Here is a 26757-nt window from a genome sequence, read left to right as displayed (position 1 = left end):
TTACTTAGCGTCAACTTCTGTTCCAGTAACGATAACGTTTTTGGAAGTATCTGTGATGTTAGAAGTGGTATTAACTTTAACCTTAACTGTGTTGATATTGTTAGCGTTAAGATCAAGAAGCTTACCAGTTGCCTTCACAGTGAACGTTACATAGTATTTACCGGAATCGTTACCTGCACCAGCAGTTACAGTGTTTGCAGTGTACAGGGAATCTTGGGCAGTTGTTGCAACGCCATTGATAATGAATTCGAAGTCTTCCTTCTGAACAGTTGCACTATCCAGTTTTTCAGAGAAGCTCAACACCAGAACTTGAGTATCACCAGTGGAAACAGTGGCTCCAGTCAGTGTAGGTGCAACTCCATCAGTCAGGCTCATGTTTTGAGGGAAAGCAACAATTCCATTTCCTGCAGTATCCACGATACCGGAAGCTACGAAGTTATAAGTCTTAGACTCAGTGATCGACGAGCTAGGAATAGTGATTGTAAGTTCTGCTGACAGTGGTGCAGAAGAGTTGTCGCCAGTTGTCTTGGTGATGAAAGAGTAGGCAGTGTTTGGCAGAGCCTTGCCATCCAGTGTATAGCTGTTAAGGTCGCGAAGGCTGGCAACATTCAAGCCTTTGTTATCCTGAGCAGATACAACAATGACAACATTTTCTTTCTTTCCATTAGCAGTAGTTTCTTTGTAACTAACACTAGTTACAGTAGGTCTTTCCGTATCCGTTGTCGAAGCAGCAGCAGCAGTTACAGTAACTGTAGTCGCTGCAGATTTGTTTCCAGTGAGGGAATCATCAACAACGAATGCAGCTGGCAGACGAAGTGTATAGCTTCCGCTCAAAGCAGCTACGTTAGGGTAAGTTACTTTCGCGCCATCAATTGATGGGGATGCGAAGTTCGCATTTACCAACTGACCAGTGGATTCATTGATCAATGTTGGAGCACCGGACAGAGAAAGGATATTCTCAGAGAAGGTAACAACCAGACCCTTGCTGCCGTAAACAGCACTGATTACTGTTGGAGCAACTGTGTCCTTAGTGATTGTTACTGGCTGAGTCAGTGCAGTTCCCAGAGTGTTACCAAGTGTATCCTTAACGGATGCAGCGAATACCAGGTTTCCAGTGAATGCAGCAGTATCAGGAACCTTGAAGCCTGCAGGAACTTGCAGTCTAATTGTGTCGCTGTCTTTAGTTGTCTTCACAGACAATGTACCTTGGCTTTCACCATATACATTCAACAAGCGAACATTAGCAACAAAGGACTGATAGCTAACTTTCTTGTTGAAAGTGATATCGAAGTACTTGTCACTTACATTGACAATCTTAGTGATGCTTGGAGCCGCTGTATCAGAAGTTACAGCAACAGTAGTTTTGATTGGGTTAGGGGTAGCAATGTTTCCTGCATAGTCAGATACGTTCAACAGGGATACATCATAGCTGGAACCACTGTTCAGAGCAGCACCAGTAGTGAGTGTAATTGTGTCATAAGTATCATCAGATACAGTAGCAGATGCAGCCGCACCGTTAACATAAGCGATAATTCCAGCTTTTTTCACTGGCTCGCTTACTTTTACAGTTACAGTATTAGTAGTAGTCTTAGCTACTGCTGTTGCACTAACAACTGTAGGAGCAGTAGTGTCAGCAACATTCAACAGGGTAGTATAAGTAGCGAAAGCAGTTCCTGAAGAAGTCTTAACTGCATCAGTAACTACAACGGAGTACTGGCCCTTCATGAACTCAGTGCTTGGGAAAGTGATAGTTGCTTCATTTCCGCCAGCATTCACAGTAGCATGAGCACCTGCAACAGTAACATTATTAGTTCCAGTTACGGTAACTACTTTGATTGTGTTAGCGATAACCTTATCATCAGAGATCAGGGAATCAGTGCTGATAGCACGGTTGAATTTAACAACCAATTGCTTGGAGTTTGGAGCTTCAACAGCTACAACCTTAGGCGCCTGCAGAGTTACTTTTGCAGTGTAGTCCTTTTCAAGGTGTTTGAAGTTGATTGTTTGTTCAACGCCTTCTACCAGGGCAGTTGTCAATTCAACGTTTGCAGTTGTCTTATCAGAGAAGGTAACAACTACTTGAGTTGGGCTTACTGCTTCAGCAGAAGCTACAGTCAATGTAGGAACCTTACCGATTTGCTCAGCATAGTAAGCTGTTTCAATTACCAAAGAGCGGGTAGCGTTAGCTTTGAAGTTGTAATCCTTAGCTACCAGACCAGCGTTGATTACTGCTTGAGCATATCCTTTAGCCCATACAGATGCACTGTTGTCAGTTGTTGTTGGTTGTTCCAGCTTAAGAGCGATAGCCAATACTTTAGAAACTTCTTCAACTGTTACTTTGCCATTGAAGTTGAAGAGTCCCTTAACTGTATCTTGACCTTGCATCAAGCCAGCAGCTGTAACAGCTTCGATATAAGGAACGGCCCAGTTTTTAGCGTCGTATCCTTTATCTTTGTAAGACAACTTGCCAGTTACTTCAGTAAGACCAAACAATTTAGTAACGATCTTAGCGAACTCTCCGCGAGTCAGATCCTTTTCAAGGTGAGCCTGACCATCAGGGAAGCCATTCACAACACCCTTTGCTGCCAAAGCATCAAATGCTTGTTGTGGAGTTACCTTTGCTGTTTCACCAAACGCTACAGAGGCAAACATCGAGAATGCCATTGCTGTAGACAATGCTACGGATAAAATTTTCTTCATAACCTTTTTTTCTCCTCCTTGGACATTCATAAACTGGGATTTTTCTTTAGTTGTGTAGCTCATATCACTCATTTGTCGAGCACCCCCTTTCCCGAGTTGAGCAGATTAAGTATAAATAATGTCTGTGACGGGTATCACAGAAACTTGTAAACAGCTTCAAGGCATAGTAATACTAGATTCCTAATTCTACCTAAGTATTATACAATGTGCCTCTAGTCACGTAAAGCTAATTTTTCCATTTAGCAACGGGCTGTGCCTTCAGGGCATTCCGCAATTGCCTTGTGCAAATGACTCTACACCTTAAACGCAGTAGTTTCAAAAAAGTTGCGCTTTGGTTAAAAAAACTTTTTCTGCCCTGCTGTATCCCTGCCCCGAAACTCTAGAAGATACAATATGTATGTTCTACTAACTATTGTTAATGTTGGGTGGCTACGGGAATCAGTATAGCATAGAGGCATTCTAAACGTCATTAAACAATATTTGCTAAGTTTATAAACAAATATTGCATACTAAAAGTGATGTATTTGTTAATAAGCATTCAAGCTAATAAGTATATACCCACATTACAACAGGGTTAACACGTTCTCGAATAATGATTTACACAAGTGGAAACGGCATTGCCGTCCTTTTAAAGGACGGTACCGTTTCCGTGAGAAATAGAAGGATAACGTATAGCGTGAAACCTATACATTCTTATATTTTAAAGAAAGACTGCTGAGGTTACCTCAGCAGTCTTTCCTTCATCTTAATATATCCGGGACTACCGAATCTTCATCGATAGCTGTATTAACTCCTGGCGCTTCTCTGGGCTTGAATTTACATTCTCATACATGGCATCGATTGCTGCGCGGTTCTCGCGGTAGCTCTTCTCATGCTTGATTGTGCTGTGGGACCATTCAATCAAAGCATTCTCAGCAATAACCAGTTCATTATAAGCATCATGGAAGCCCGTTGCTTGAACAAGCTCTTCCATTACCTCCTGAGTGATCTCCTGCAGGGCCCGCTTCGCTGCAATTTCCTTTTCCATAACCTTTGCTCTATTCTCAAACATATTCTTTGCTTTCGTGTAATCCAATTGTGCTTTAGATAAAATCGGTTTCATCGATGGCTTTCACCTTTCACGTAAAAATGGTTTCTTTGACATTGTAACGCAAATGGGAGCAGATTACAAAGATGTCCGAATGGTAATTTAACCTGAATAAGGTTTTTACTATAGGACTGTTACTGCCTAGCTCAGAGTTTTAGGGAAAATTGTAGTGCTTTTCTTCAAAAGCTCCACAGCAATTTTACCAGCCTCGGCTCTTGTCATATTGGCTTTGGGATTAAAGTTGTAAGAAGCCTTCTTTTGACCCGTGGTGGTGACTTCAGCCCCGTTCATTATTTTCGCCTTTGACACGGCCTGAACTGCGGCTAATGCATAGGACTCTATTTTACCGGAATCCAGGAATGACTTGGCTACTGCATCCTTTAATTTCTGATCATTAACCGGCAGCTTCAGCTTGAGTGCTCTGGCAATCATCACTGCCGCCTGCTCGCGCGTAATCGGTTGATCTGGTCCGAATACCCCATCGGTAAGTCCAGTCACAATTCCGGCTCTCGAGGCTGTTTCAATATGTTCATAATCCCAAGTCACTGAACCGGCCCCTGGAACCAAATCAGCGTAAGTCTTATTGTCATCATAGTTAAGCGGCAGATTCAAGCCTTTTACCAGCAGGGTTGCGAACTCTCCTCTTGTAGTCTGATCGTCTGTGCCAAACTGTTCAAAGCGCAGGTTATTCATGATCCCCTTGGCATAGAGGGCATTGAGAATGTTCCGGGCCCATTGATGATTCGTAATGTCATTATAACCGCGGCTCATCTTCATAACCTTGTAATAACCAAACTCATCAAACGGAACACTGATCGTATGCTTGTTGGTATCTACAGTACCACCAATATTCACCCATTCACGGTTGGAATTATATTGAAATACAGTTACAACAGTCCCTGCGTCATCAACCACATTAGAGTCGAAGGCCAGTGTTAGTTTTCCCCGCTTGGATGGAGTGATCTTGCGTTCTGCCGGAGTCTGCGGATCACCGAACAAACCATCTACAGAATATGGAGCCAGGCCATTCGTTGCAGGAATGTAGCCTGCAGTCGATACAGCCCCCTGTTCGCCTAGTCCTCCGCTAATCCAGTACACATCAGATATTCTTACAAAGTTGCTGCTCTCATATGGAGAGCTGAAACGAAGTGAGAATTCATCCGGAATAGTCCAGTTAGGAATTCCGCTCTCCTCAAAGCTTACCGGGAAGCCGATGACATTGCCATAATCGTTTCGGCGTTCTACCACACCTGTTGTCGGTTCAGCAATGCCGAAGCGAAGTTTGGTATCCGGATAGAACTTCTTCAGGTTGCGTGTATCTGTACTTTGCATTACAGTCCCTTTCGGGAAGCTCAGTTCCAGCTTCTTATTAAATACACTGTATTTGTCCGCTACCTTAGGAGCCATATACTGCGAATCAACAGCCACAGTACCCGTATAGAATATCGAGATAGTATCTGTACTTGTACTGCTTCCTCTGACAACTTGAATTTTGATGCTGTTTGCCTTATCCGGCTTCAAGCCTACATAATCCAGAGCAAATCTGCCAGGTCCCAGATCCGTTCGCTTAACAGCCTGCTCTTTATCAATAACAACACTTGTAGCTCCCTCAGCCTCAATATCAAAATGAACAAAGTTCTTATTCACAACATACTGAGTCCCCACAGAGGGCTGAGGAGACAGAATGCGGTAAGCACTGACCTCCCGGATTAACTCCAGCTTCTGGCTAGTTTTGGCACCAGTGCTGTTAATCAGTTCCAGCGTATAAATGTAGGTTCCCGGTGTATCATTAGTAAGATCCTGAATCCGCATTACGAAATCCCTCTGACTGCCGGCAAAGCTGGTAGTGTAACGTTGATCCGCAAACACCGGGCTTGCTGTATTTGTAGTACTGGCGTTTGCCGGAATATCAAGCGACAAAATATTTTTGGTACCCAGGTTCAGGTTCAGCTTCACAGCCCCGCTGCCCCGCAGCACTAAATCGTAGGTTTTTAGACTGGTTGTATACTTTGTTTCATTATAAATAAAATCAGGTGTCAAATTAAACAACTTCGTGAGCAGTACATCCGTTGGTCCAAAATTAGTGTCCGGGAATGTAGATCTCCCTGTGCCTAAGGCTGGCTGGAACTTGCTGATGGTTGATACGTTCTCATCGAGAATATAGACGCGCAGTTCCTTGCGAACCTCACGAACCTGTCCTTTTTCATCTACCCCTGTTCCTGTAAGAACAATTTTGTTCTCCCCGAATACGATGGGTCCTTTGCTTGCATCAATATCTAAATCAACTGAAAAAGTACCATCACTTGGGTTAAGCCATTTCTCAGTTCCCGTGGGCTTCTTCTTCGTTCCATTCACATACATTTCAGCCAGGAAGTAGCTGCTGCCCAGATTAAAATCAATATATTGTCCTTTTACGTTCAATACTGTACTTTCTTTGGAGTTTATTACATAAGTTTGGCCATCCGTAAGGTTGGATACATAAATGTAGCTCTTGGAAGCAAATGAAATATTCACATCCTTGTTTGATGACGAGCCATCAATCTTGAATCGGACAGTCTGATTGCCGTTCTGGAAATCCGTAATTTTAAAGATGTGCTCTGTAAGGGATAGTGATTTTATCCATTTAGGTTCCAGTTTCCTAGTGGACAAAGGAAGATAGCTTGCCAACAGTTTTACAGGAGTAGTTACTTTATCAGACGCAGCAGCATTGGTCTTGACCAAGATATAGAATTCTCCAGAATCCACCTTAGCCCCATTCAGCGTTACTCCGGCAGGTACTGTATCTGTAGTCTCATTATATCCCTGCAAATACTTCATATCTGTAATTACAATGTTATTCTTCATATACTGAAAATCAATAGACCGGTTAACGGTCTTGGTGCCATATGCTACTGAAAGATTGTGCGTTTGCTTTTCTAAGCGGTTAGCGGGTGTTGCATTATCCTTGTTTAGAGTCAGAGGGACCTGGAAAGTTACCAACCGGTAAGCCGGCGCATCCTTAACTGGAGATGGCACCAAAATTTCACCATTGCCTACTTTTAACTCTACAGTACCACCACTTCCAAGGGTCAATCCTTCCCCATATTTAATAGCGGGGACTACACTATCCAGCTTCACAACTGCCGATCCGCTAAAAGATACTCCTGCATTATCAGGAACCATCATCTGGACAAACAGATTGGCGGTATCGCTGTCTTCTGTCATCACTGGCTGGTCTCCGTATAAGAAATCCTGACCCTGGCCCTTTGAATCTCCTAAGTACATGGCGACTATCGGGTTCTTCTCATCATAGTAGAAAATTGAATATTGAAAGCTGAGTGTGTCAGAACCATTCTGGACAACCAGCTTAAGGCTATTTACCCCAGGCTTAAGCTCCATACGCTGGGAAAAGAAGGTGCCGTCCTGCAATAATGATGTGCTTGAAGCCGTACCGTCATTAAGAGAGACTGTAACCTTGGTAGCATTCTGGGCCTTACCTTCCAAGGTGATTTCCTTATTGGCTACTACCAACTGCGCGCCTTCATTTAAATTCAGCTTCTCAGATCCTCCCAGAACCTGAAGCTTCTCTACATACGGGACCTTATCGAACAGAACGTAAAATGCCTCTGAGCGGTCATTACTGCCCTGTGATCCGGTCAATGTAATCCGGTTCATACCGGGATATAAGGTCAAATTGGCACTGAAGCGGTTGTCAGGACTATCAACATCCAGCTGAACAACTCCAGGCGTAACATGTGTAGGATCTTCCAGCCATTTGCCGTTCTTCTGATCCCACGTCAATAACTGTACATTGGCTCCAAGTGTAGAACTGGTTACCTTGGTGAAGGTTCCTGTTACTGTCAGACTCGCATCTGTCACCTGCAATACATTGCCTCTGGCAATTTGCGCAGATGACGATGATGAAGCTGGCGGCAGCAGGGTCAGATCAACCGTATTCCGCAGCTTTTGATTGTCCGGTGTGAAGTAACTGGTCGGCTTGTCTGCAGCCGCCGCAATATTCATAAGTCCCGGGGGGACTAAGGATACCAATAAAGCGAACAGAAGTGTCCAGATAAATGTTTTTCTCATGCGCTGCATGTCATTAACCTCTCCCTTTTGTTGATGATAATTATTTTATCGGTCCAGCAGCCCATAATTTGAAGGACTACGCACAACTTTTCTGTAAGCGGCATCCAGATCTGCAATAGCAAAGGGCTTCAGCCTGCCCGGCTGCAAGCATAAGACAAAAAAAGGCGTACCCTCATGAAAGGATACGCACTAATATTTAATGAAACTAATGATGAGTTAAGCTAAGATGCCGAAGAATTTATAGCTTGCTGCCCCGCTCTTGCCCAACCTTCATCCGCATTCTCAAAAACAAATCAATCACCGGACGCTTGGTCTTACTGATGACCCCGGTAATCTCTGCACCGATCTGCAGGAAGAAGAGCATGACACAGATGACTACAAAGGTAACCCAGTTGGCTTCGTAAAGCGAAGCTGAGGTCTGGATGACCGCCAGGATGCCGAAGAATGCGGCAATGCCGTAGATAATAAGTACCGTCTGGCGGTGGCTAAAGCCAAGTTCGCGCAGACAGTGATGGAGATGGCCTTTATCCGGAGCGAAGATTGGCTTCTTCTGCAGCTTGCGCCGGACGATGGCGAAGAATGTATCCGATAACGGAACTCCGATGATCAGGAGTGGTGTGATGAATGAGACTACCGCAATCTGTTTGAAGCCTAGCAGTGCGAGCAGCGCCAGGCAGAAGCCCAGGAACAGCGAGCCTGTATCGCCCATGAAGATTTTGGCGGGATGGAAGTTGAAGAACAGGAATCCCAGAATGCTGCCCAGAAGCAGCAGACAGAGCAGGGCAACCATGGTGTTCCCCATCAGGAAGGCCATGACGGCAATCGTTGCAATTGCGATACCGGATACGCCTGCTGCAAGCCCGTCCAGTCCGTCGATCAGGTTCACGGCGTTCGTGACACCGACTATCCAGAAGATCGTCAGAGGGATGGCAATCCAGCTCTCTAAGGAAGAATAGCTATTATGAAAAGGAATATTTACGAAATCAACCGTGATGCCAAACCCGAAAACCACGATGCAGGCAGCGGCAATTTGGCCCAGCAGCTTCACTTTGGCTGACAGCTCGAAACGGTCATCCAGACCGCCGATCAACACAATCAGACCGCCGCCGCATAGCAGCGCCTTAATGAAATTAGCCTCCCGGGGAGTGAAGTCATAAGGAATAATCGGTAATACGGCAAGCAGGCCTAACACAAACGCCAGAAATATGCCGAGTCCGCCGAGGCGGGGCATGATCTTCGTATGCACTTTACGGGCATTTGGCACATCTGTCGCACCGATCTTAATAGCGAATTTCTTCACGAACGGCGTCAAAAGCAGTGCAAGCCCCATGCACACAATGAATCCGGCGATGTATATAATTAACATGTGAAAAGTCGACCTCCATTTCTCTACCGCATTGAATTATACGCTGAACCAAAAACAAATTCCAATACTGTTTTTAGGCGATACCACGGATTTTTTCGGTAAATTTCCTCAATTTACTGATCTTTTGTTACTTTATCTTTCTCTCGTACCACTTTTACTGCGAATTTCGGCAGCGCAAGCATTCTTTTGTAACGTGTAGGTTCCTTGAGCAGCCGATATAACCATTCTGCCCTTAATTTCTGAAAGGCAACAGGGGCACGGCGGCTCTTGCCGGAGATCACATCAAAGCTCCCGCCAACCCCCATCATTACCGGGATCTGCAGCCGGGACTTGTATTTGGCGATCCATGGCTCCTGGCTGTCCGCTCCTCTGGCAACAAAGAGCAAGTCAGGCTTCGCTTCAAGGATTCCGCCCACAATCTGTTCGTCCTCTGCCGGACCAAAATACCCGTCATGATATCCTGCGATAACAATACCGGGATATCTTGTTTGTAACCGGGAAGCCGTCTCGCGAATCACCTCAGGGGTAGAACCGAGCAAATATACTCTCCAGTTATAGCTTTCGCCCTGGTGCAATAATTCATGTAAAAGATCAAAACCGGCTACACGCTCAGCTACAGGCTCATGACAGTATTCCGCTGCCCATACCACTCCAGTCCCGTCGGGGACGACCAGCTCTGCTGATTTCATAATCTCCATATAAGACGGATTCTCCAGTGCCGCCATAACCATGATTGGATTGGCAGTAATTACCTGATGAGGCTCACGCTTATGAACCGCCTCCGTTAAATAGGAAACGGTTGTTTTCATATCCGCCTTGGATACTCGTATGCCAAAAATGGGCACTGTCGGTATTGCGCTATCTGCTTTCACTTGTCACTCATCCTTTATGGCCGAAATATTGGGCAATTCGCCGGGCCGGAGCCTCTGCCTCTTGGGTGAGCGCGGCAATCAGCGGCTCCCGCTCCTGCTTCCAGTTCTCCCCCGAGTTCAGCAGCTCCAGTAGCCCGGCAGCCACCTTGTCTGCCTCCAGTGTATCCGTCTTCCCCACCGGCTGACAATCCACCCGCTCCAGAAAATGATCAATCTTCGGATCATAAGAGACGCCCATCAGCGGAACACGCTGTCCCGCAGCATAGATCAGGCTGTGCAGCCGCATGCCTATAAGTGCCTGACACTGAACTACCTCGCGCAGCATCCGCAAGGGATGGAGCGTATCCTCACGGATATTTACCGTCCCACCGTTGTTTTCAATCCCCCCGCCCAGCTTCTGCATCACGTAGCGGGAAGCCTCATTATCAGCAGGATGATGGAAGGGAAGAAAGCGAACGTCTAGCGGCTGCACCGCAGAAGCCCTCAGCAGACCTTCAGCCAGGGCATCCAGCTCCTTGCGGGACTGCTCCCAGAAGCGCACGGAGACACCTACAGTAGCGGGCGAACCTTGCATGCCGGAGTTGGATGTTCCAACTGCCTTATCTGCTTCTGAATGCTGTTCTGGCTGCATATTCTTAGGCAGCTCCAGCCCCATAACCGGGTCGGGTACAACGTCTATCTCATCAATGCTAAGCCCCATAGACTGAAGCAACAGGCGGGACTGTTCATCCCGCACCGAGATATAAGCGCATTTCCGGAAAATCGATTTGATCAGCGGATGAAACAGCTTGCGGTTCACCGGTCCGATCCCCTGGGAATAGATAAATGTCGGCTTCCCCATCCACTGGGCCAGCTTAATAATACCCAGGTAATACGGAATGGTCTTACTGCTTGTAACATCCTGAAGCAGGCTGCCGCCGCCGCTGATCAGACCTGCACTTTCCGATATGGCTCTCCGCACCTCTCCCAGCTTCATCCGGTGTACTGACTCCACCCCGTACGTAGCAGCCGTCCACTCCGGATCAATGGATAAGACCACAGGCGCAAGCGTTACTCCGGCGGCTTGGGACTGCTTGCGCACAGCATTCAGAATCGACTGCAGAACGGCTTCGTCTCCACTGTTGTGGAAGCCGTAAAAGCCTGAAATTACAATTTTTTGAGCAGAGGTGACCATCGTTTCCAACATCCTTCCGCAATCTGCCATACCCCAACAGCGATAATACCGATAATCAGGCCGAGTCCAAGACCTAGAAGTCCGCGGACCAGCGAGATCAGCACAGGCGAATGAATATGGGCAAAGGTATCCACCATAGACAACTGCCCAATGACTGCAATAATCATGATGAAGGCTGCACTCCGGTATTTATAGGCCAAGAATGCGCCGAGGATGAAGAGCGGATGCGCCAGCAGGAATTCCTTGTTACGGGGTCTAACCCCTACGGTATTCTCAAGGAAGGTACGAAGGAGCTTCTCCGGTGCGCTTACGCTTCCGGCATTCCCGGTCCGGCTTAAATAATACATTCCCACGATACCCAGTACACCTGCGGCAATAACCATAGCGAGTGTAATCGGCGTCCGCAGCAGCTTACCGGTTTTGTTAAAGGCAAATTCGCCACGGTACAAAAGCACATAGATTGCGGTAAGCCCGATCGGTGCCAAATGCAGCAGACTTACCCCGCGGAACTGTTCCAGTACCAGGGCATAGGTAATATTATTCAGCAGCGCAATGACGAAAGGCACCGCACTGAATGTAATTAATGCAGTTTTGACATACAGAACGAGACTATGCGTCAGACGGCGGCGCGGGCTCATCACGGCAAAGGTTAACGGATTGGCGCGTAAAGGCGGACCCATCTCATTAATTTTGCGGATAGCCAGCACGATAGCTAGGGTAGGTGCACTTATAGCTACAGCAAGCGCAAGCGCCTGTTCAAATAATGTCGGCTTCAGAATCAGCAGTCCCGCACTTCCAACCAGTCCAAGCACCCATACAGGCAGAGTAAGCCAAGGAATGAAGTAGGAGAACAGCAGGGCAACCATAGCCACCGCTCCGATTACCGCAATCAGCTTGAAATAACGCTGGAAGGACGAATCACTCACATCAAATGCTGTAGCCTGTCCAATGTTGAAGCCGTTCGCCTCAATCTTGGCCACCGCGCCCTCAGGTCCGCTGAGACTCTCAATCAGGTTATCCATCGTATCTGTGATGGCAGCCTTCTTGGTATCTCTGGAGGGAATCGTATTCAGATAGATCATGCGGATATTACGGTCTTTTGTGCCCAGTGCGAACCGGTCAGCAATCACCTCAGTCTTCAGGCTGGAATCTGCCTCGCTGAGGGAATACAGGCGAGTCACGTTGTAATCCAGCATATAAGCCAGCTTGGAGAAGCCCTTCTGTTGAACCTTAATATTCTCGATTGCCGCTATTCCCATCCCGTGTTGCTTCAGGAGGTCAGCGAAGGCGGTTAGACTGCCCGTATCCGCATCATCGGAGTACCCCTTAACCGACTCTCCTTCAAAAAGAATCCGCTTGACGCCAAGCTCAGCGTAACGGTCCAGCAGCTTCTTCACGGCATCCTGATTGTATGCCAGCGAGTCTACAAGCCGGGGCACAATGCTGAAGCCCTTCTCATGCAGCATTTCCAGTGTAATCGGGTCCGGCTGCAGCGGCTTAAGCGTTGCATCCTCCAGCGGCGTCTGGATGATCAGCCCCTGCTGGCCGCGGTAGTTCCATTCTTCCGTCCGGATGTCCAGTCTGCTGAAGGCATCGCGGATAACCGGTGAGAGCATTTCACTGTTCTTCGCACTGGTAAAGAGGACATATGTATAGTTCTCATTCTCCGGAATCACAGTATCAGTAAGATTGGCGATATCAGACGCTCCCCAGATCATCAGACGGCGCGCCTTGCGGAAATCCTCCAATGTATTTTCATAGATAGCCATACTCTGAACACCGGCTGTCTTCAGCCGGTCCAGCTGTTCATTGATATAATCCTGCGGATTCTGCCGGTAGCTCGCAACCTCAACCAGATCCCGGTAATCAAAGACAAACTCAACCGATTTGGAAGACTTCTCTGTCTGTAGACGGTCGTATACGACCGGAAGCGCACCTATAAGCCCTATCACCATAATGATCCATAACCACTTGCGTGATGCTATATTCCAGCGTTGCCATTTCTGCTGCACCAAAGTACCTCCTCTTTCACTTTAAACCTGATTGCCTTACGTCACAGCTGCCGGCCCAACCCTCTTGCCAGCGGCAAATTTAAGCGGAAACGGAGGTCTGTCCATCTGGAGCAGCTCCGTTTCCGCAGGGAAGTTATCTATTGCTTATTATTTCCCGTCAACCCGTGCCATAACCTGACTGGTCAATTCCGCAACCTTGTGCTTGGCGTTGTCCAGGGATTCACCCACCACGGCAAAATACACTTTGATCTTCGGTTCCGTGCCGGAAGGGCGCAGGCAGAACCATGAGCCGTCCGACAGCAGATATTTCAGCACGTTCTCCTTAGGCAGACCATCAAGCCCCAGGGAATAGTCCAGCACCTGCGTCACGGAAGCACCGGCGATCTCGTGCGGAGGGCTGGTCCGCCAGTCATTCATAATCCCCTGAATCTGAGCCACTCCATCCTTGCCCTTCAGCGTGCGGGACTCCAGGCTCTCCAGGAAGTATCCGAACTGTGCATACAGCTCTTGCAGCACATCGTACAGGGTCTTGCCCTGGGCCTTGTAATAGGCACCCGCTTCAGCGATCAGCATCGCAGCAAGGACTGCATCCTTGTCACGGGCATAGTTGCCGGCCAGATAACCGTAGCTTTCTTCATATCCGAACAGATACGTATACTCGCCGGACTGCTCGAACTGGTTCATCTTCTCCCCGATATATTTGAATCCGGTCAGTGTGTTGAACACCGTAGCACCATAATGGCTGGCTACAGCAGCACCCATCTCACTGGTTACAATAGTCTTGACTACAGCGCCGTTAGCCGGCAGCTTCCCTTGTTCCTGTAAACGGCTCAGGTAATAATGAATCATGAGCGCACCGGACTGATTCCCGGACAGCACTACAAATTTGCCTTCGTTGTCACGAACCACAGCGCCCATACGGTCAGCATCCGGGTCTGTACCGATCAGCAGATCCGCGTTCAGCTCCTCGCCCAGCTTCATCGCCAGGGTGAAGGCTTCACGTTCCTCCGGATTCGGAGATTTCACAGTAGAGAATTCGGAATCCGGCTGTTCCTGCTCAGGAACCACATGGACCTGAGTGAAGCCGATCTTCTCCAGGACACGGCGGACCGGAAGATTGCCTGTCCCGTGCAGCGGCGTATAGACAATGGAGAAATTACGGCCCAGCGAAGAGGCAATCTCTTCACGGCTGACACTTACCGCAGCAACCGTATCCGTAAACGCCTCGTCCTCTTCGGCTCCCAGCCAGTGCAGCAGGCCTTCGCTCTCTGCAGCCTCCTGAGATATGCGCTTTACCCCATTGAAGGAGTCGACATTCAAAATGTTAGCAATAACCTTCTCTGCTTCATGCGGCACCAGCTGTCCGCCCTGGGCATTGTAGACCTTGTATCCGTTATATTCAGGCGGATTGTGGCTGGCAGTGATTACAATGCCTCCAGACGCCTTCAAATGACGGACGGCGAAGGACAGCTGCGGCGTGGAGCGCAGGGACGGGAACAAGTGGGTCTCAATTCCGTTGCCGGCGAGTACAAGTGCAGCCTCCAGCGTGAATTCGGGCGAGAATCGCCGGGAATCGTGGGCAATAACCACCGAGGGTCTGCCTTCTCCAGTATGTTGTCCCAGAATGTAATCGGCGAAGCCCTGAGTAGCCCGGCCTACTGTATAACGGTTCATCCGGTTACTTCCAGCTCCGATGACTCCGCGCAAGCCGCCTGTACCAAATTCAAGATCTCTATAGAATCGTTCTTCCAGTTCCTTCGGTTCACCGGCAAGAGCCTTCAGCTCTTCTTTGGTGTTCTCGTCGACAGAAGGGTCCTGCAGCCAGCGTGTCAGGGTCTCCTGCGCCTTCGGGCTTAATCCAGTCATGTCAATCTCTCCTTCTCCATCTATAATAAATAAGTTTATAACAGGAACTAGCTGAGTGCGAACATAATCTCGCCGGACGCTACCGTTTTGCCGTCCACCTTGGCAGTGGCTTGTCCTTTGCCGATGCTGCCTTTCAGCCGGGTAATCTCTACCTCAAGCACAAGGGTATCGCCAGGGACAACCTGTCCGCGGAAGCGGAAGCCGTCAAGCCCGGCCAGAAAACCGATTTTGCCCCGGTTAGCTTCCACTCCAAGAATAGCCACAGCACCTACCTGAGCCAAGGCTTCCGTAATCAGCACACCCGGCATTACCGGGAAGCCAGGGAAGTGTCCGGCGAAAAACGGCTCGTTTACCGTTACATTCTTGATACCGACTGCACGTTTGCCCATTTCTATTTCTGTAATTTTGTCCACCAGCAGAAATGGGGGCCGGTGGGGGATTATTTCTTGAATTTGATTGGTATCCATCATAATTATTAAAGCTCCCTTCGGTTGTAACCGCGTCTTATGAACCTCCGCCTACAGCAGCACTTTTGTTTATTCTCCGCCGTCTCTGCATAAATATGGACAGCTTCGGCAAAAACTATAATTATCCTTCACCACCTGCAGCAGTGGAGGTTAAGATAAGGGGCTTTCTCCACCGCACGCGGCAGCATGGCGGAGAGAGCCCTTTTTGGCGCTCTTAGGGCACGCCATCATTATACATTTTCCAGTATAAAAAAGAAAACTCCCCTGCACAACAAGGGAGCCTTAAATATCGGTATACCATAACGTTTCAAGGTGCGAACACCAGATCATATACATGCTTCCAGGTACTCCACAGGAGCACATCGCCCAGTTCCTTTTTGCCGAGAATCACATACCCTACGACCAGCCCGCCTCCAAGTGCGGCCACCAGCAGCAATGGAATCAGGAACCACTGAATGATGGTCCAGGCTCTAATCCTGCGCCGCTTCACCGGCCGCTGTTGTTCGTCTTCTGCATTCTGTGCAGTCTTAACCTTCTCACGACTCATTCCTTCACCTCACGCGCGCATGTTATTAGCCAGGCCCAGCATCTGGTCACTGGAGGACAGCGCCCGGGCAGCAAGCTGATACGTACGCTGAATCTGCATCATCTCCGTCATTTCCCGGCTCAGATCCACGTTAGAGGATTCCAGATAGCCTGAGCGAACGCCTACATCCTTCGCTTCGCCCGCTGCTCTTTGCACGAATGCCTGCTGCGTTGTCACGCCTTCAGCCAATACATAGAAATTACCATCTACAGCTTGCAAAGCATTCTTGCTGAGCGGCTCAACAATCATTAAGCTGCCTGCCAGAACAGGTGGCTGTGTCTCATCCGTCTTGGTCCACACCTGCCCGCGCTCATCAATAGCGGCACTTACATTAGCCCCTACGCTGATCGGGGTGCCGTTAGCACCCAGCACAGGATTGCCGGTATTGTCCACAAGAATCATCTTGTCCTTATTGGCGGTATCCGGGGTAAAGTGGAAAGCGCCCTGACGGGTATATGCCGTTTCACCGTTCACCTGAACGCCGAATAATCCGTTGCCTTGAAGCGCCAAGTCCGTAGGCTTCCCGGTCTCCTGGAGCGTGCCTTCCTCCCAATTACTTGACACTGTAGGCACACGCACCCCAAAGCCGATATTGAAGCCCAGCGGCATACTGCGTCCAGGCTGATTATAATCCTTGGATTGCTGCTGTACACGGGTAAGCACATCCTCGAACGAGCCTTGCTTGCTCTTATAACCGTTGGTATTCATATTGGCAATGTTATCCGCTATAATATCCAGCCGCTGCTGCAGACTGGCCATTGAGACAGCGGCACCGATTGTCGAGTTGTTCACAGGTCTAACCTCCTACAAGCTTAATAAGAAGAAACAGGCTTACACTCTCAATAAAATGATCCGTACAGCCTATACCCGGCCGACCTCATTCACAGCCTTCTGCAGACTGCTGTCATAGAATTGGATCACTTTCTGATTCGCTTCATACGCGCGGTAAGCGGCATTCATATCCACAGTGACCTGAGTGGCATCGACATTAGAGTTCTCAAGGTAGCCCTGCCGTACCTGCAGATTATCAGTTCCATTGGAAAAGCGGATGTCTGCAGCCTCGGCATCATCAGCATGGAAGACACCATTACCGTCACGCACCAGCTCCTGCGGTCTTGTGATGACGCTGATTCCGATCCGGGTACCTGAAGGCTGCCCGGTAGCATTGTTAATCAGATTGCCCTGCCCGTCCACTTTAAGGTTATCCTGGGGCCCTGTCAATCGCAGCGGATTGCCGTCACTGCCCAGCACTCTGAATCCACCTGAGCTAAGCACTTCCCCTGTAGGAGCAACTGTAAAGCTTCCGTTACGTGTATATAAATTATTGCCTTCATTGTCTTGAACCGTAAAGAACGCCTGGGGCCGGTAAGTAACCTCGCCATCTGCACTGATAGATTTACCCGAGCCGTCAAAAACAAGATTTACGCCCGGATTCTCCGGGTCTGGGACCTGCAGATCGGTAGACAGCGCAAAATCCATGCTCTTGCCGCTCTCAATGAGGTCGCCCTGCAGGTATTGGGAGACGGACTGCTCGGCAAAAACCCCGGTATTGATACGTCCGACAGGCTGAGTTACGCCCCTGTTCATCGCGGTGATCAGCACCTCGGGAAATGCGTGGCTGACACTGTCGACCTGCTTGTACCCCGTAGTATTTAAATTGACCAAGTTCTGCGTCGCCGTATCATGTCTGCGCTGCTGCGTCACCATTCCTGCTGCGGCTGTATATAATCCTCTGAGCATGAGGTCAGTCCCTTCCTGGAATCTGCTGTTCTCCCTTATTATCGGCAGGCTAGAACTTTTTCTTAACCACCTTGTCCAAATGGTCCAGCATAATTCCCGTGCCCTTGACTACGCAGTGCATCGGATCTTCAGCCACCCACACCGGAACATGCAGCTGTTCAGAGAGCAGCTCGTCCAGTCCGTTAAGCAGGGCGCCTCCGCCGGTCAGCACAACTCCACGGTCAATAATATCTGCCGACAGCTCTGGCGGTGTACGCTCCAGCACCGACTTGGCCGCAGCCACAATCGAAGAAACCGGGTCCCACAGCGCTTCCTTCACCTCACCGGATGAAATAGTAAGGGTCTGGGGAAGTCCGCTCACCATATCACGCCCGCGGATATCCATCTCTGACTTCATGCCGCCCGGACGTACCGAGCCGATGGTCACTTTGATATCCTCCGCTGTACGTTCACCGATCAGGAGCTTATATTTCTGTTTGATATATTTTAAAATGGCATCGTCGAACTTGTCCCCCGCAATCTTAATGGAAGAGGCGGTAACGACGTCGCCCATGGACAATACGGCTACATCCGTCGTTCCGCCGCCAATATCGACGACCATATTTCCGCTAGGCTGATAAATGTCCATTCCTGCGCCTATGGCTGCAGCTTTGGGCTCTTCCTCCATGAAAACCTCTTTGGCCCCGCTGCGCTCTGCCGCCTCACGGATGGACTTCGTTTCCACAGATGTAATATTGGTGGGAGCACAAATCAAAATACGGGGCCGCGAATACCAGGTCCGGCCGCCAACGCTGTCAATAAAGTATTTGAGCATCATTTCCGTAATGGCAAAGTCGGCGATTACACCGTCACGGAGCGGACGAATCGTCGTTATATTTCCAGGTGTCCGCCCGACCATCCGGCGTGCCTGTTCACCAACCGCAAGGACCCGCTTCGTATCACTTTCAAGTGTGACCACGGAAGGTTCATCCAGAACGACTCCCCTTCCCTTGACATGAATGAGCACGTTGGCTGTGCCGAGATCGATTCCGATATCCTTGCTAAGCATAATGAAAGAGCCCCCAAAGTGTTATTTTAAATGAGAAAAGAAGATTGTACCAAATTTAAAAATACCATACTTTAGGGGGTGAGTACAATGGACCAAACCTGAATTATCGCGTGAAAATCCGAAAATCTTATGGCTTTGAGGCTACGGCAACCTCGCGCTTCTTCCCTGTGGTTTTCTTATATTTAATTTTTGTGGCTTCTCCCCCCCGAAGATGACGGATGGACTTGTGATATTCGAGAATGTGCTTCACCTGATCAGCCAGATCCGGATTGATTTCCGGCAGCCGTTCGGTTAAATCTTTGTGCACCGTGCTTTTTGAAACGCCAAATTCCTTGGCTATGGTCCGGACCGTGTGCCTGGTTTCCACGATGCAGCGTCCGATTTTAATGGTACGTTCCTTGATGTAATCGTGCACGCTCCCGCCTCCCAACTGTGAATAGTTTGGTACATTATATGAGGGGCGGGCCTATATATTCGCGCTTTCAGGACATGACAAGCTTAGGAAGGCTCATTTTATTTGTCGGACAACCCAATTCACTGCATTTCACTGCCCATTTCCAGAATAGAACCTGCCGGACTGTCCATTTCGGGGAGAAGCAAAATAACCCCACAAAGTGGGGCTTCAGCGTAGATGATAACTCAGGTACTTTGCGGGGACCCCAAAACATATAAATTCTCTTTAAAAAAAACAGGAGGCTTCCGCCCCCTGTTATTCATTCGGCTTAGCGCTGTGGAAGCAGATCCGAAGGATTCACAATCTTACCGTCCTCATGCACCTCAAAGTGCACATGGTTGCCAAGACCCTTTTCCATCTCATTGCGTCCCGCTGTCGCCAGCGTATCGCCTTGCTTCACTTCGTCGCCCTGCTTCACTTTGGTTTCACCCAGACTCTGATAGACCGTCTTCAAATCGCCGGGTGAGGTAATCTCAATGACCTTCCCCAGTACAGCAACATCTTCCACTCTGGTAACTTCACCGCTGAGCGCCGCCTTCACATCAAACGTCTTGTTATCCTCACGGGCAATATCAATTCCGGTATTGGTGACAAAGGTATTATTGTACTGCACCATCGCCGCAATGTGATTCTCTTCCGTGCCGTTCTCATCATAGTACGGTTTGACCACTTCCACTTCACTCGGGCTGGCTACCGGCCAGGCCAGGCTTTCGGCTGATGCGACAACTTCCAGGGCTTCGGGATCACCGTTTGCGGCTCCGGTTTTGCTGCCGGCCTCACCTTGGGATACTACCGCGGCGTTATCAGGATTCAGCGGCTTCTGGCCGGCATCCTGATAGACCCACACCAAGGTTAGTATAAGTGCCGCTGCCGCCGTGTAGACTGCCGGGAATACCCAGCGTTTGGATAACAGTCTGCTCCATGAAGAAGGCTTGGCGCCTGAATCTCCCTGATTGTTTTTGAGAGATTCATCATGGGTTGATTTGATTTTGTCTTGTTCATTCATATGGTTATCACCTCAGTAACCAGTGTTACCGGGCGCTTCGCTTTTATACGTATCTTGCAGATTATTTTTTCAGGAGAGTTGAGATTCCGGTAAAAGAGACCCCGCTGTAGTAGTGTTTGAGAATCTGTGTGGCCGTCTTCCCCTGCTTCGCCATTCCGTTCGCACCCCACTGGCTCATGCCGACACCGTGGCCGTTACCATACGTGGTGATCTGTACCTTCCCCGCTTGGCGCTTCCAGGTGAACTGGCTCGAACGCAGCCCCAGCTTCTCTCTCACTTCCCGCCCGGTAAACACCTTCCCTCCGATAGAGATCTGTTTGATCCGGTGGCCGGCGGTAAGCGACAGTACCTCCGCCGGCAAGCTGGCAGAGGATTGAGCGGAGACTGGCGTTGCCTTGCCCGAAGCTCCCAGACCGGCTGACACCGGAAGGTCCTTGGTTCCAAGGCCCAGCTTGCTTCTCAGCTCAGAATTGCTGAAGGTGTAGCTTACCGCCAGGTTCGGAGTGATCTGCAGCTCCCACGGGCTGGCTACACTGCGCAGGTAGGGAACCGCAGCGTTCCAGTACTCCTCGGAATTCTCAGTATACCCTCCGCTGGAAGCGAAGAAGGAAGCCGTGATCGGCTGCCCCTGATAGGTCATGATCGTCCCGCGCGTCTCTAAGGCCGCGCGGCGGATCTTCGCCAGTCCGGCACGCTTGCTGCCGGACGCCCAATCCCGTTCCAGCACGGCCTTCGATACGTAAGCCTGATGGCTTACCGTATCGCTTACATCCGCTTCGGGAACGGGTACCCCGCTGTGGTCGCCGGCGGCCAGACGGCGGGCAATGAAGGTGCGGGCCGCTACGGCCTGCGCTTTGAGCGCTTCGAGCTCAAATTCGGCCGGCATCTCGGCCGCCAGCACGCCGCTGACGTATTCCTCCAGCGGCAGGGTCTCGATTTGTCCGCTCCGCGACAAATAGACGGAGACCTCCGGCTGCGGCGCCGCTGCGGCAGCCGGTGCCGGCGCCGCCGGAGCGGCCGTGGCCGGCGGCACGGCCGGGGGCGCCGGCGGCTGTTGTCCCCCGCGCTGCGGGACAACAGCCAGCGGCAGCAGCAGCGCCGCCAGCAGGGGCGCTGCCAGCCAGGCGGCGGGGGCCAGTCGCCGCAGGGGGCGCGCGCCGCGCCGCCGCGCGCGCACTGCGCTGCGCGGACGCTTCAGGATGCGCCGCAGCTTGATTAACTCTTTCATCTCTATGGCTCCTTCCGTAAGCACCGGTGATTCTTATAGATATGAATTTGCGCCACCTGCTAGAACGGAATTTTGAGAGAAAGAGAGTTGCGGAATCCCCCGGTACGTATAAGATCTATTTCAAAAAAAGGACCAGCCGCTAAGCGGCCGGTCCTCATATTTTTAAGAATAACTATTATACCCAAGACGGCTGAATCTGGAAGCGGGGTCTGATCTCTTCGGCTTTGGAGGATTCGCTTCTGACCGGTTCAGGCTTAAGCGCTTCTTCCTTCGCGGCAGGAACAGACGATTCTTCCATGGAAATACGCCATATGTCCGCACCAAGTCCTGACAGCTTCTCAGCCAGGTGCACATACCCGCGGTCAATGTGATGCGTTCCGCTAACTTCTGTAGTGCCTTCCGCCACAAGTCCTGCCAAAATAAGCGCAGCCCCTGCACGCAGGTCCGTAGCACATACCTTAGCGCCGACCAGACTGGCATTGCCCGTCACGATCGCAGAGCGGCCTTCAATCTTGATCTCCGCGTTCATATTGTGGAATTCATCCACATGCATGAACCGGTTCTCGAAGACGGTCTCCGTCACTACGCTGGTTCCTTCCGAGCGGAGCAGCAGCGCCATCATCTGTGACTGCATATCTGTCGGGAATCCCGGGTAAGGTAATGTCTTGAGATCGACAGCCTTCAGCGGCTTGTCGCTGATGACACGGACTCCGTTCTCATCCGGGATAATCGTAACGCCCATTTCCTCCATCTTGGCAATCACCGGACCCAGATGGTCGGCAATTGCTCCCTCAACATATACATCACCGCCTGTAATCGCCGCTGCTGCCATGTAGGTTCCAGCTTCGATCCGGTCAGGAATGACATGATGTCTTACGCCGTGCATACGCTCAACGCCTTCAATCCGGATTACTCCGGTACCGGCCCCGCGTACAATGCCGCCCATCCCGTTCAGGTAATTGGCAAGGTCAACAATCTCCGGCTCTTTAGCCGCATTCTCAATCACTGTGGTGCCTTCGGCAAGCGCGGCAGCCATCATTATATTTTCGGTCGCACCTACGCTGGCCACATCCAGATAGATCTTGGCTCCGCGCAGTCTTCCGTTACTTTTCGCATCGATGTAGCCCTGGCCCAGACTGATCTCGGCTCCAAGCGCTTCAAAACCCTTCAGGTGCTGGTCAATTGGCCTAGTTCCAATGGCACAACCGCCAGGCAGAGAAATACGAGTATGCCCCATGCGGGACAGGAGTGGGCCCATAACCAGAAAAGAAGCCCTCATTTTGCGTACCCATTCGTATGGTGCTTCACAGGAAGTAATATTAGTGGCATCTACTTCAATCACATCGTTCTGGTATGTAATACCTGCACCCAGAGATTCCAATACCTTGTTAATCGTCATTACATCGTCTAACGGAGGTGCGTCCACAATGACGCTAACTCCTTCTTCTGCCAATAGAGAGGCGGCTATGATCGGTAGTACGGAATTTTTTGCGCCGCTAACTTTCACGCTCCCGGTCAATCTGTTGCCACCGCGGACGATAAATTTGCTCATTTCGGTTTCCCTCCGCGTCCATTATTTCTGAAATTAATTTTGAGGTTAAAATTCGTCTGTTAAGATATTGAATATTCCGTCATTGCGTCTTAGGTGCAGATTCCTTGCTTAACTTCAGTGTTGACATAATAAAACCTTATTATTCGACACTTTTTTCACTGCATCAGCCTATACAGATATAACCAAAGCTGCTGCCGTTAAAACATCCGTAGGGTAAGTCCGCTCCAGCCCAGATAATCAAGCAGGAACCCGGCTACGAAATGACCCAGGACAATCGCCAAGAGCAGGTGCAGCAGTCTGCCCTGAGGGCTCTTAGGATATCTTATGACCAAATCCAGCTTAAGGTTCTGAAGTGACCACCAGGATAATGCAACGCAGATCAAGGAAATAACCATCGATATCATATTGCTGGTGCCGATCGCACCCGACAACTCAGCGGATAAGCGTGTGTTCATATTAGCCCCCTGTGTTAGGTACTCGGAAATCGACTCTTATATCATACTTGTGCAGGGGAAAAGAATCCAGTACTTTTACGAAATTTTAAACAAATGGGTCTTTATATGCAGATCTGATGACGATATGTTCATAATCTGGTAGATTCGCTAAGCAAAATCCCCCCGCAAAGTGGGCTTTAGCTTCCCCACATATAAATTCTTTCAAAAAAAGCAGTCAAGCCCAGGGCTTGACCGCTTATCTGCTACTGTTGTCCTTTACCGGTCGAAACTTTGATGCGCGTTACAGCACGCTGTAACGCCAGCTCCGCACGGCGGTGATCGATCTCATCCTGCTTGCTTTGCAGCTTAAGGCGGCGCTCAGCCCGCTCCTTAGCCGCTTCAGCGCGCTCCACATCAATATCCCGGGGCAGCTCAGCACTTTCAGCCAGCACCGTTACCTTATCTTTGTGCACTTCAACGAAACCGCCATGCACAGCGATGGAGACTGTAACGCCGTCTGCCTTAACGCTAAGCGGAGCAACCTGAAGCGGGGTGACGAGCGGAATATGTCCCGGGAGAATCCCCAGTTCGCCATTCACGCCGCGTACCGTCAGACTGTTCACTTGCTTGGAGTAGACCAGATGCTCCGGAGTAACTATTTCGAGCAAAAAGGTATTCACTTCCATTCCTCCTCAAAGCTTTACAGAATAAAGCCCGATCCCCCAGCATAAGCATGCTTAGGGTTACAACGTTTTCGCTTTTTCCACGGCTTCTTCAATCGTACCTACGAACAGGAACGCTACTTCCGGAAGATCATCATGCTTACCTTCCAGGATTTCCTTGAAGCTGCGTACGGTTTCTTTGATTGGCACGTATTTGCCTTTGAAGCCGGTGAACTGCTCTGCTACGTGGAACGGCTGGGACAGGAAGCGCTCAACCTTACGGGCGCGGGCCACAATGACCTTATCCTCTTCACTCAGCTCATCCATACCGAGGATGGCAATGATATCCTGAAGCTCGGTATAACGCTGCAGCAGCTGCTTAACGCCCTGTGCCACGTTATAGTGCTCTTCGCCGACGATTTCCGGTGCCAGCATCCGCGAGCTGGAAGCAAGCGGGTCAACCGCAGGGAAAATCCCTTTTTCGGAGATTTTACGCTCCAGGTTGGTCGTTGCATCCAAGTGGGCAAATGCCGTAGCCGGTGCAGGGTCAGTATAGTCATCCGCAGGTACGTAGATCGCCTGGATGGATGTAACAGAGCCTTTCTTCGTGGACGTAATCCGCTCCTGCAGCTGACCCATTTCTGTAGCCAGTGTAGGCTGGTAACCTACCGCAGATGGCATCCGGCCGAGCAGGGCCGATACTTCGGAACCCGCCTGGGTGAACCGGAAGATGTTATCGATAAAGAGCAGCGTATCGCGGCCTTCCACATCACGGAAATATTCCGCCATAGTCAGACCGGTCAGTGCTACGCGCAGACGCGCGCCCGGAGGCTCATTCATTTGTCCGAAGACCATCGCCGTTTTCTTGATTACACCGGAGTCGGTCATTTCGTGATAGAGGTCATTCCCCTCACGTGTGCGCTCGCCAACGCCCGCAAATACGGAGATCCCGCCGTGCTCCTGTGCGATGTTGTTGATCAATTCCTGGATGGTTACTGTTTTACCTACGCCAGCACCGCCGAACAGGCCGATTTTACCGCCCTTGGCATAAGGAGCCAGCAAGTCGATAACCTTAATTCCGGTCTCCAGAACCTCTGCCTGAGTTGACAACTCATCAAAGGTAGGAGCCAGACGGTGAATCGGGTTTCTAGCTGCGACTACATCAGCGCCATTATCGATTGGGTTACCAAGTACGTTAAATACGCGGCCTAGTGTTGCTTCACCAACAGGAACCGAGATCGGCGCTCCCTGGTCAATAGCGTCAATCCCGCGAACCAGTCCATCTGTAGAGGACATGGCAATACAGCGCACCAGGTTATCTCCAAGATGATTGGAAACTTCAAGAGTCAGATCCATGTTGCGGCCATCGCTGAGGCTCGCAACAATTTTGATGGCGTTGAATATCTCGGGCAGCTGGCCGCGTTCAAATTCAATATCGACAACCGGACCCATAATGCTCACAACGCGTCCTTTGTTCATCTTCATTTCCCTCCTCGAAAGCTGTTACATATGGACCTTGAGGCCCACTCATATTAAGACTGCGCGTTCGCACCAGCCACGATCTCGGTAATTTCTTGCGTAATGGCCGCCTGACGGGCACGGTTGTACGTAAGTCTAAGTTCTCCGATCATTTTTGACGCGTTCTTCGTTGCACTGCCCATGGCTGTCATCTTAGCTCCCAGCTCACTGGCCTTGCCGTTCAGAAGAGCACCGTAGATTAAAGTCTCGGCATATTTCGGAAGCAGAACTTCCAGTACGCCTGCAGGTGAAGGCTCGTATTCATAAGCAGCAGATGCTCCGTGATGCTCGCCCTCCCCGACGCCTTCCATAGGCAGAAGTCTGTCTACAGTCGGAATCTGGCTGATCGCATTAACGAACCGGTTGTAGCAAATGTAGATCTCATCATAGACGCCTGTCTCGAACTGGTTCACCGCCGAATAGGCAATCGACTTGATATCGGCAAATTTCGGGGTATCGGACAGCTCGGTGATTTCTTCTACAATGGGATATTCACGGCGCCGCAAAAAGTCACGGCCTTTGCGCCCGATCACAAACAGCGCATACTCATCCTTGGACTTATGGCGTTCTGCGATCAGCATCGTTACTTTACGCAGAATGTTCGCATTGTAGCCGCCGGCAAGACCTCTGTCCGAGGTGATGATCAAATAACCTGTTTTTTTGACAGGCCGGCTGACCAGCATCGGGTGCTGGAGATCCTGCGTACCGGCAGCAATACTAGAGACGACCTCTTTCAGCTTCTCTGAATACGGACGGGCTGCTTCTGCCTTCTCCTGCGCCTTGCGCAGCTTGGACGCAGCGACCATCTCCATCGCTTTGGTGATCTGTCTGGTGTTCTGAACGCTCTTAATTTGACGTTTAATATCGCGCATGCTTCTTGCCATGATTTCACCACCTTAGAGCTTTGGCGTAGCCAA

21 protein-coding genes are annotated in these 26757 nt (G+C 50.0%); all 21 read right to left on the bottom strand.

Annotated features, from left to right (window positions below; all coding sequences use genetic code 11):
- The 21 genes from MKX63_RS07105 to atpG all read right to left on the bottom strand — a co-directional run bounded on the left by MKX63_RS07105 (position 1) and on the right by atpG (position 26724).
- Entirely contained in the window at positions 1-2772 is a 2772-nt protein-coding gene (locus MKX63_RS07105) for a hypothetical protein (protein WP_341016191.1), read from the bottom strand.
- Between the two features lie 688 nt (positions 2773-3460).
- Positions 3461-3802 (bottom strand): hypothetical protein, encoded by a 342-nt coding sequence (locus tag MKX63_RS07100; protein ID WP_341016189.1) that lies wholly within the window; start codon positions 3800-3802, stop codon positions 3461-3463.
- Between the two features lie 126 nt (positions 3803-3928).
- Positions 3929-7864, bottom strand: coding sequence for an S-layer homology domain-containing protein (locus tag MKX63_RS07095; RefSeq protein WP_341016187.1), 3936 nt, complete (start codon positions 7862-7864; stop codon positions 3929-3931).
- A gap of 229 nt (positions 7865-8093) precedes the next feature.
- The gene (locus tag MKX63_RS07090) at positions 8094-9221 is read right to left on the bottom strand and encodes a glycosyltransferase family 4 protein (protein WP_341016184.1); all 1128 of its coding nucleotides are present in this window, start codon (positions 9219-9221) and stop codon (positions 8094-8096) included.
- A gap of 113 nt (positions 9222-9334) precedes the next feature.
- Complete coding sequence (locus MKX63_RS07085) at positions 9335-10030, bottom strand: WecB/TagA/CpsF family glycosyltransferase (RefSeq protein WP_341016182.1); 696 nt, start codon at positions 10028-10030, stop codon at positions 9335-9337.
- 70 nt (positions 10031-10100) lie between these two features.
- Entirely contained in the window at positions 10101-11267 is a 1167-nt protein-coding gene (gene csaB / locus MKX63_RS07080; protein ID WP_341016179.1) for a polysaccharide pyruvyl transferase CsaB, read from the bottom strand.
- On the bottom strand, positions 11240-13279 hold the full coding sequence (locus tag MKX63_RS07075) for a DUF5693 family protein (protein ID WP_341016176.1): 2040 nt from the start codon (positions 13277-13279) through the stop codon (positions 11240-11242). The genes csaB and MKX63_RS07075 overlap by 28 nt, the downstream gene beginning before the upstream one ends.
- Before the next feature lie 147 nt (positions 13280-13426).
- Complete coding sequence (locus MKX63_RS07070) at positions 13427-15145, bottom strand: phospho-sugar mutase (RefSeq protein ID WP_341016174.1); 1719 nt, start codon at positions 15143-15145, stop codon at positions 13427-13429.
- 47 nt (positions 15146-15192) lie between these two features.
- Positions 15193-15615 carry a 3-hydroxyacyl-ACP dehydratase FabZ gene (fabZ, locus tag MKX63_RS07065; RefSeq protein ID WP_036699258.1) on the bottom strand — a complete coding sequence of 141 codons (423 nt, stop codon included), beginning with the start codon at positions 15613-15615 and terminating at the stop codon, positions 15193-15195.
- Positions 15616-15919: 304 nt separating this feature from the next.
- Positions 15920-16159 (bottom strand): DNA-directed RNA polymerase subunit beta, encoded by a 240-nt coding sequence (locus MKX63_RS07060; protein WP_341016172.1) that lies wholly within the window; start codon positions 16157-16159, stop codon positions 15920-15922.
- Between the two features lie 9 nt (positions 16160-16168).
- Entirely contained in the window at positions 16169-16990 is an 822-nt protein-coding gene (locus MKX63_RS07055) for a flagellar hook-basal body protein (RefSeq protein WP_341016169.1), read from the bottom strand.
- A 69-nt stretch (positions 16991-17059) separates the two neighbouring features.
- Entirely contained in the window at positions 17060-17938 is an 879-nt protein-coding gene (locus tag MKX63_RS07050) for a flagellar hook-basal body protein (protein WP_341016166.1), read from the bottom strand.
- Between the two features lie 49 nt (positions 17939-17987).
- Complete coding sequence (gene mreB / locus MKX63_RS07045; protein WP_341016163.1) at positions 17988-18986, bottom strand: rod shape-determining protein MreB; 999 nt, start codon at positions 18984-18986, stop codon at positions 17988-17990.
- A gap of 127 nt (positions 18987-19113) precedes the next feature.
- Positions 19114-19401: a sporulation transcriptional regulator SpoIIID gene (gene spoIIID, locus MKX63_RS07040; protein ID WP_019915029.1), complete on the bottom strand. Its 288-nt coding sequence runs from the start codon at positions 19399-19401 to the stop codon at positions 19114-19116.
- A 307-nt stretch (positions 19402-19708) separates the two neighbouring features.
- Positions 19709-20446, bottom strand: a complete 738-nt coding sequence (locus tag MKX63_RS07035; protein ID WP_341016162.1) for a M23 family metallopeptidase — start codon at positions 20444-20446, stop codon at positions 19709-19711.
- Between the two features lie 61 nt (positions 20447-20507).
- Positions 20508-21674, bottom strand: a complete 1167-nt coding sequence (gene spoIID, locus MKX63_RS07030) for a stage II sporulation protein D (protein ID WP_341016160.1) — start codon at positions 21672-21674, stop codon at positions 20508-20510.
- A gap of 175 nt (positions 21675-21849) precedes the next feature.
- Positions 21850-23226: a UDP-N-acetylglucosamine 1-carboxyvinyltransferase gene (gene murA, locus MKX63_RS07025; protein WP_341016159.1), complete on the bottom strand. Its 1377-nt coding sequence runs from the start codon at positions 23224-23226 to the stop codon at positions 21850-21852.
- Between the two features lie 197 nt (positions 23227-23423).
- Positions 23424-23681, bottom strand: a complete 258-nt coding sequence (locus MKX63_RS07020; RefSeq protein ID WP_341016156.1) for a DUF1146 family protein — start codon at positions 23679-23681, stop codon at positions 23424-23426.
- A gap of 242 nt (positions 23682-23923) precedes the next feature.
- A complete protein-coding gene (locus tag MKX63_RS07015) occupies positions 23924-24340 on the bottom strand; it encodes a F0F1 ATP synthase subunit epsilon (RefSeq protein ID WP_036699230.1) in 417 nt (138 codons plus the stop codon).
- Between the two features lie 63 nt (positions 24341-24403).
- Positions 24404-25801 carry a F0F1 ATP synthase subunit beta gene (atpD, locus tag MKX63_RS07010; protein WP_341016155.1) on the bottom strand — a complete coding sequence of 466 codons (1398 nt, stop codon included), beginning with the start codon at positions 25799-25801 and terminating at the stop codon, positions 24404-24406.
- A 53-nt stretch (positions 25802-25854) separates the two neighbouring features.
- Positions 25855-26724 carry an ATP synthase F1 subunit gamma gene (atpG, locus tag MKX63_RS07005; RefSeq protein WP_341016153.1) on the bottom strand — a complete coding sequence of 290 codons (870 nt, stop codon included), beginning with the start codon at positions 26722-26724 and terminating at the stop codon, positions 25855-25857.
- Positions 26725-26757 lie beyond the last annotated feature (33 nt).

Origin of the sequence: Paenibacillus sp. FSL R7-0179, from assembly GCF_038002265.1 — a bacterium.
Lineage (GTDB): Bacteria > Bacillota > Bacilli > Paenibacillales > Paenibacillaceae > Paenibacillus_AQ.
Note: the sequence above shows the minus strand (reverse complement) of the source record. Positions and strands in the feature narration are given on the sequence as shown.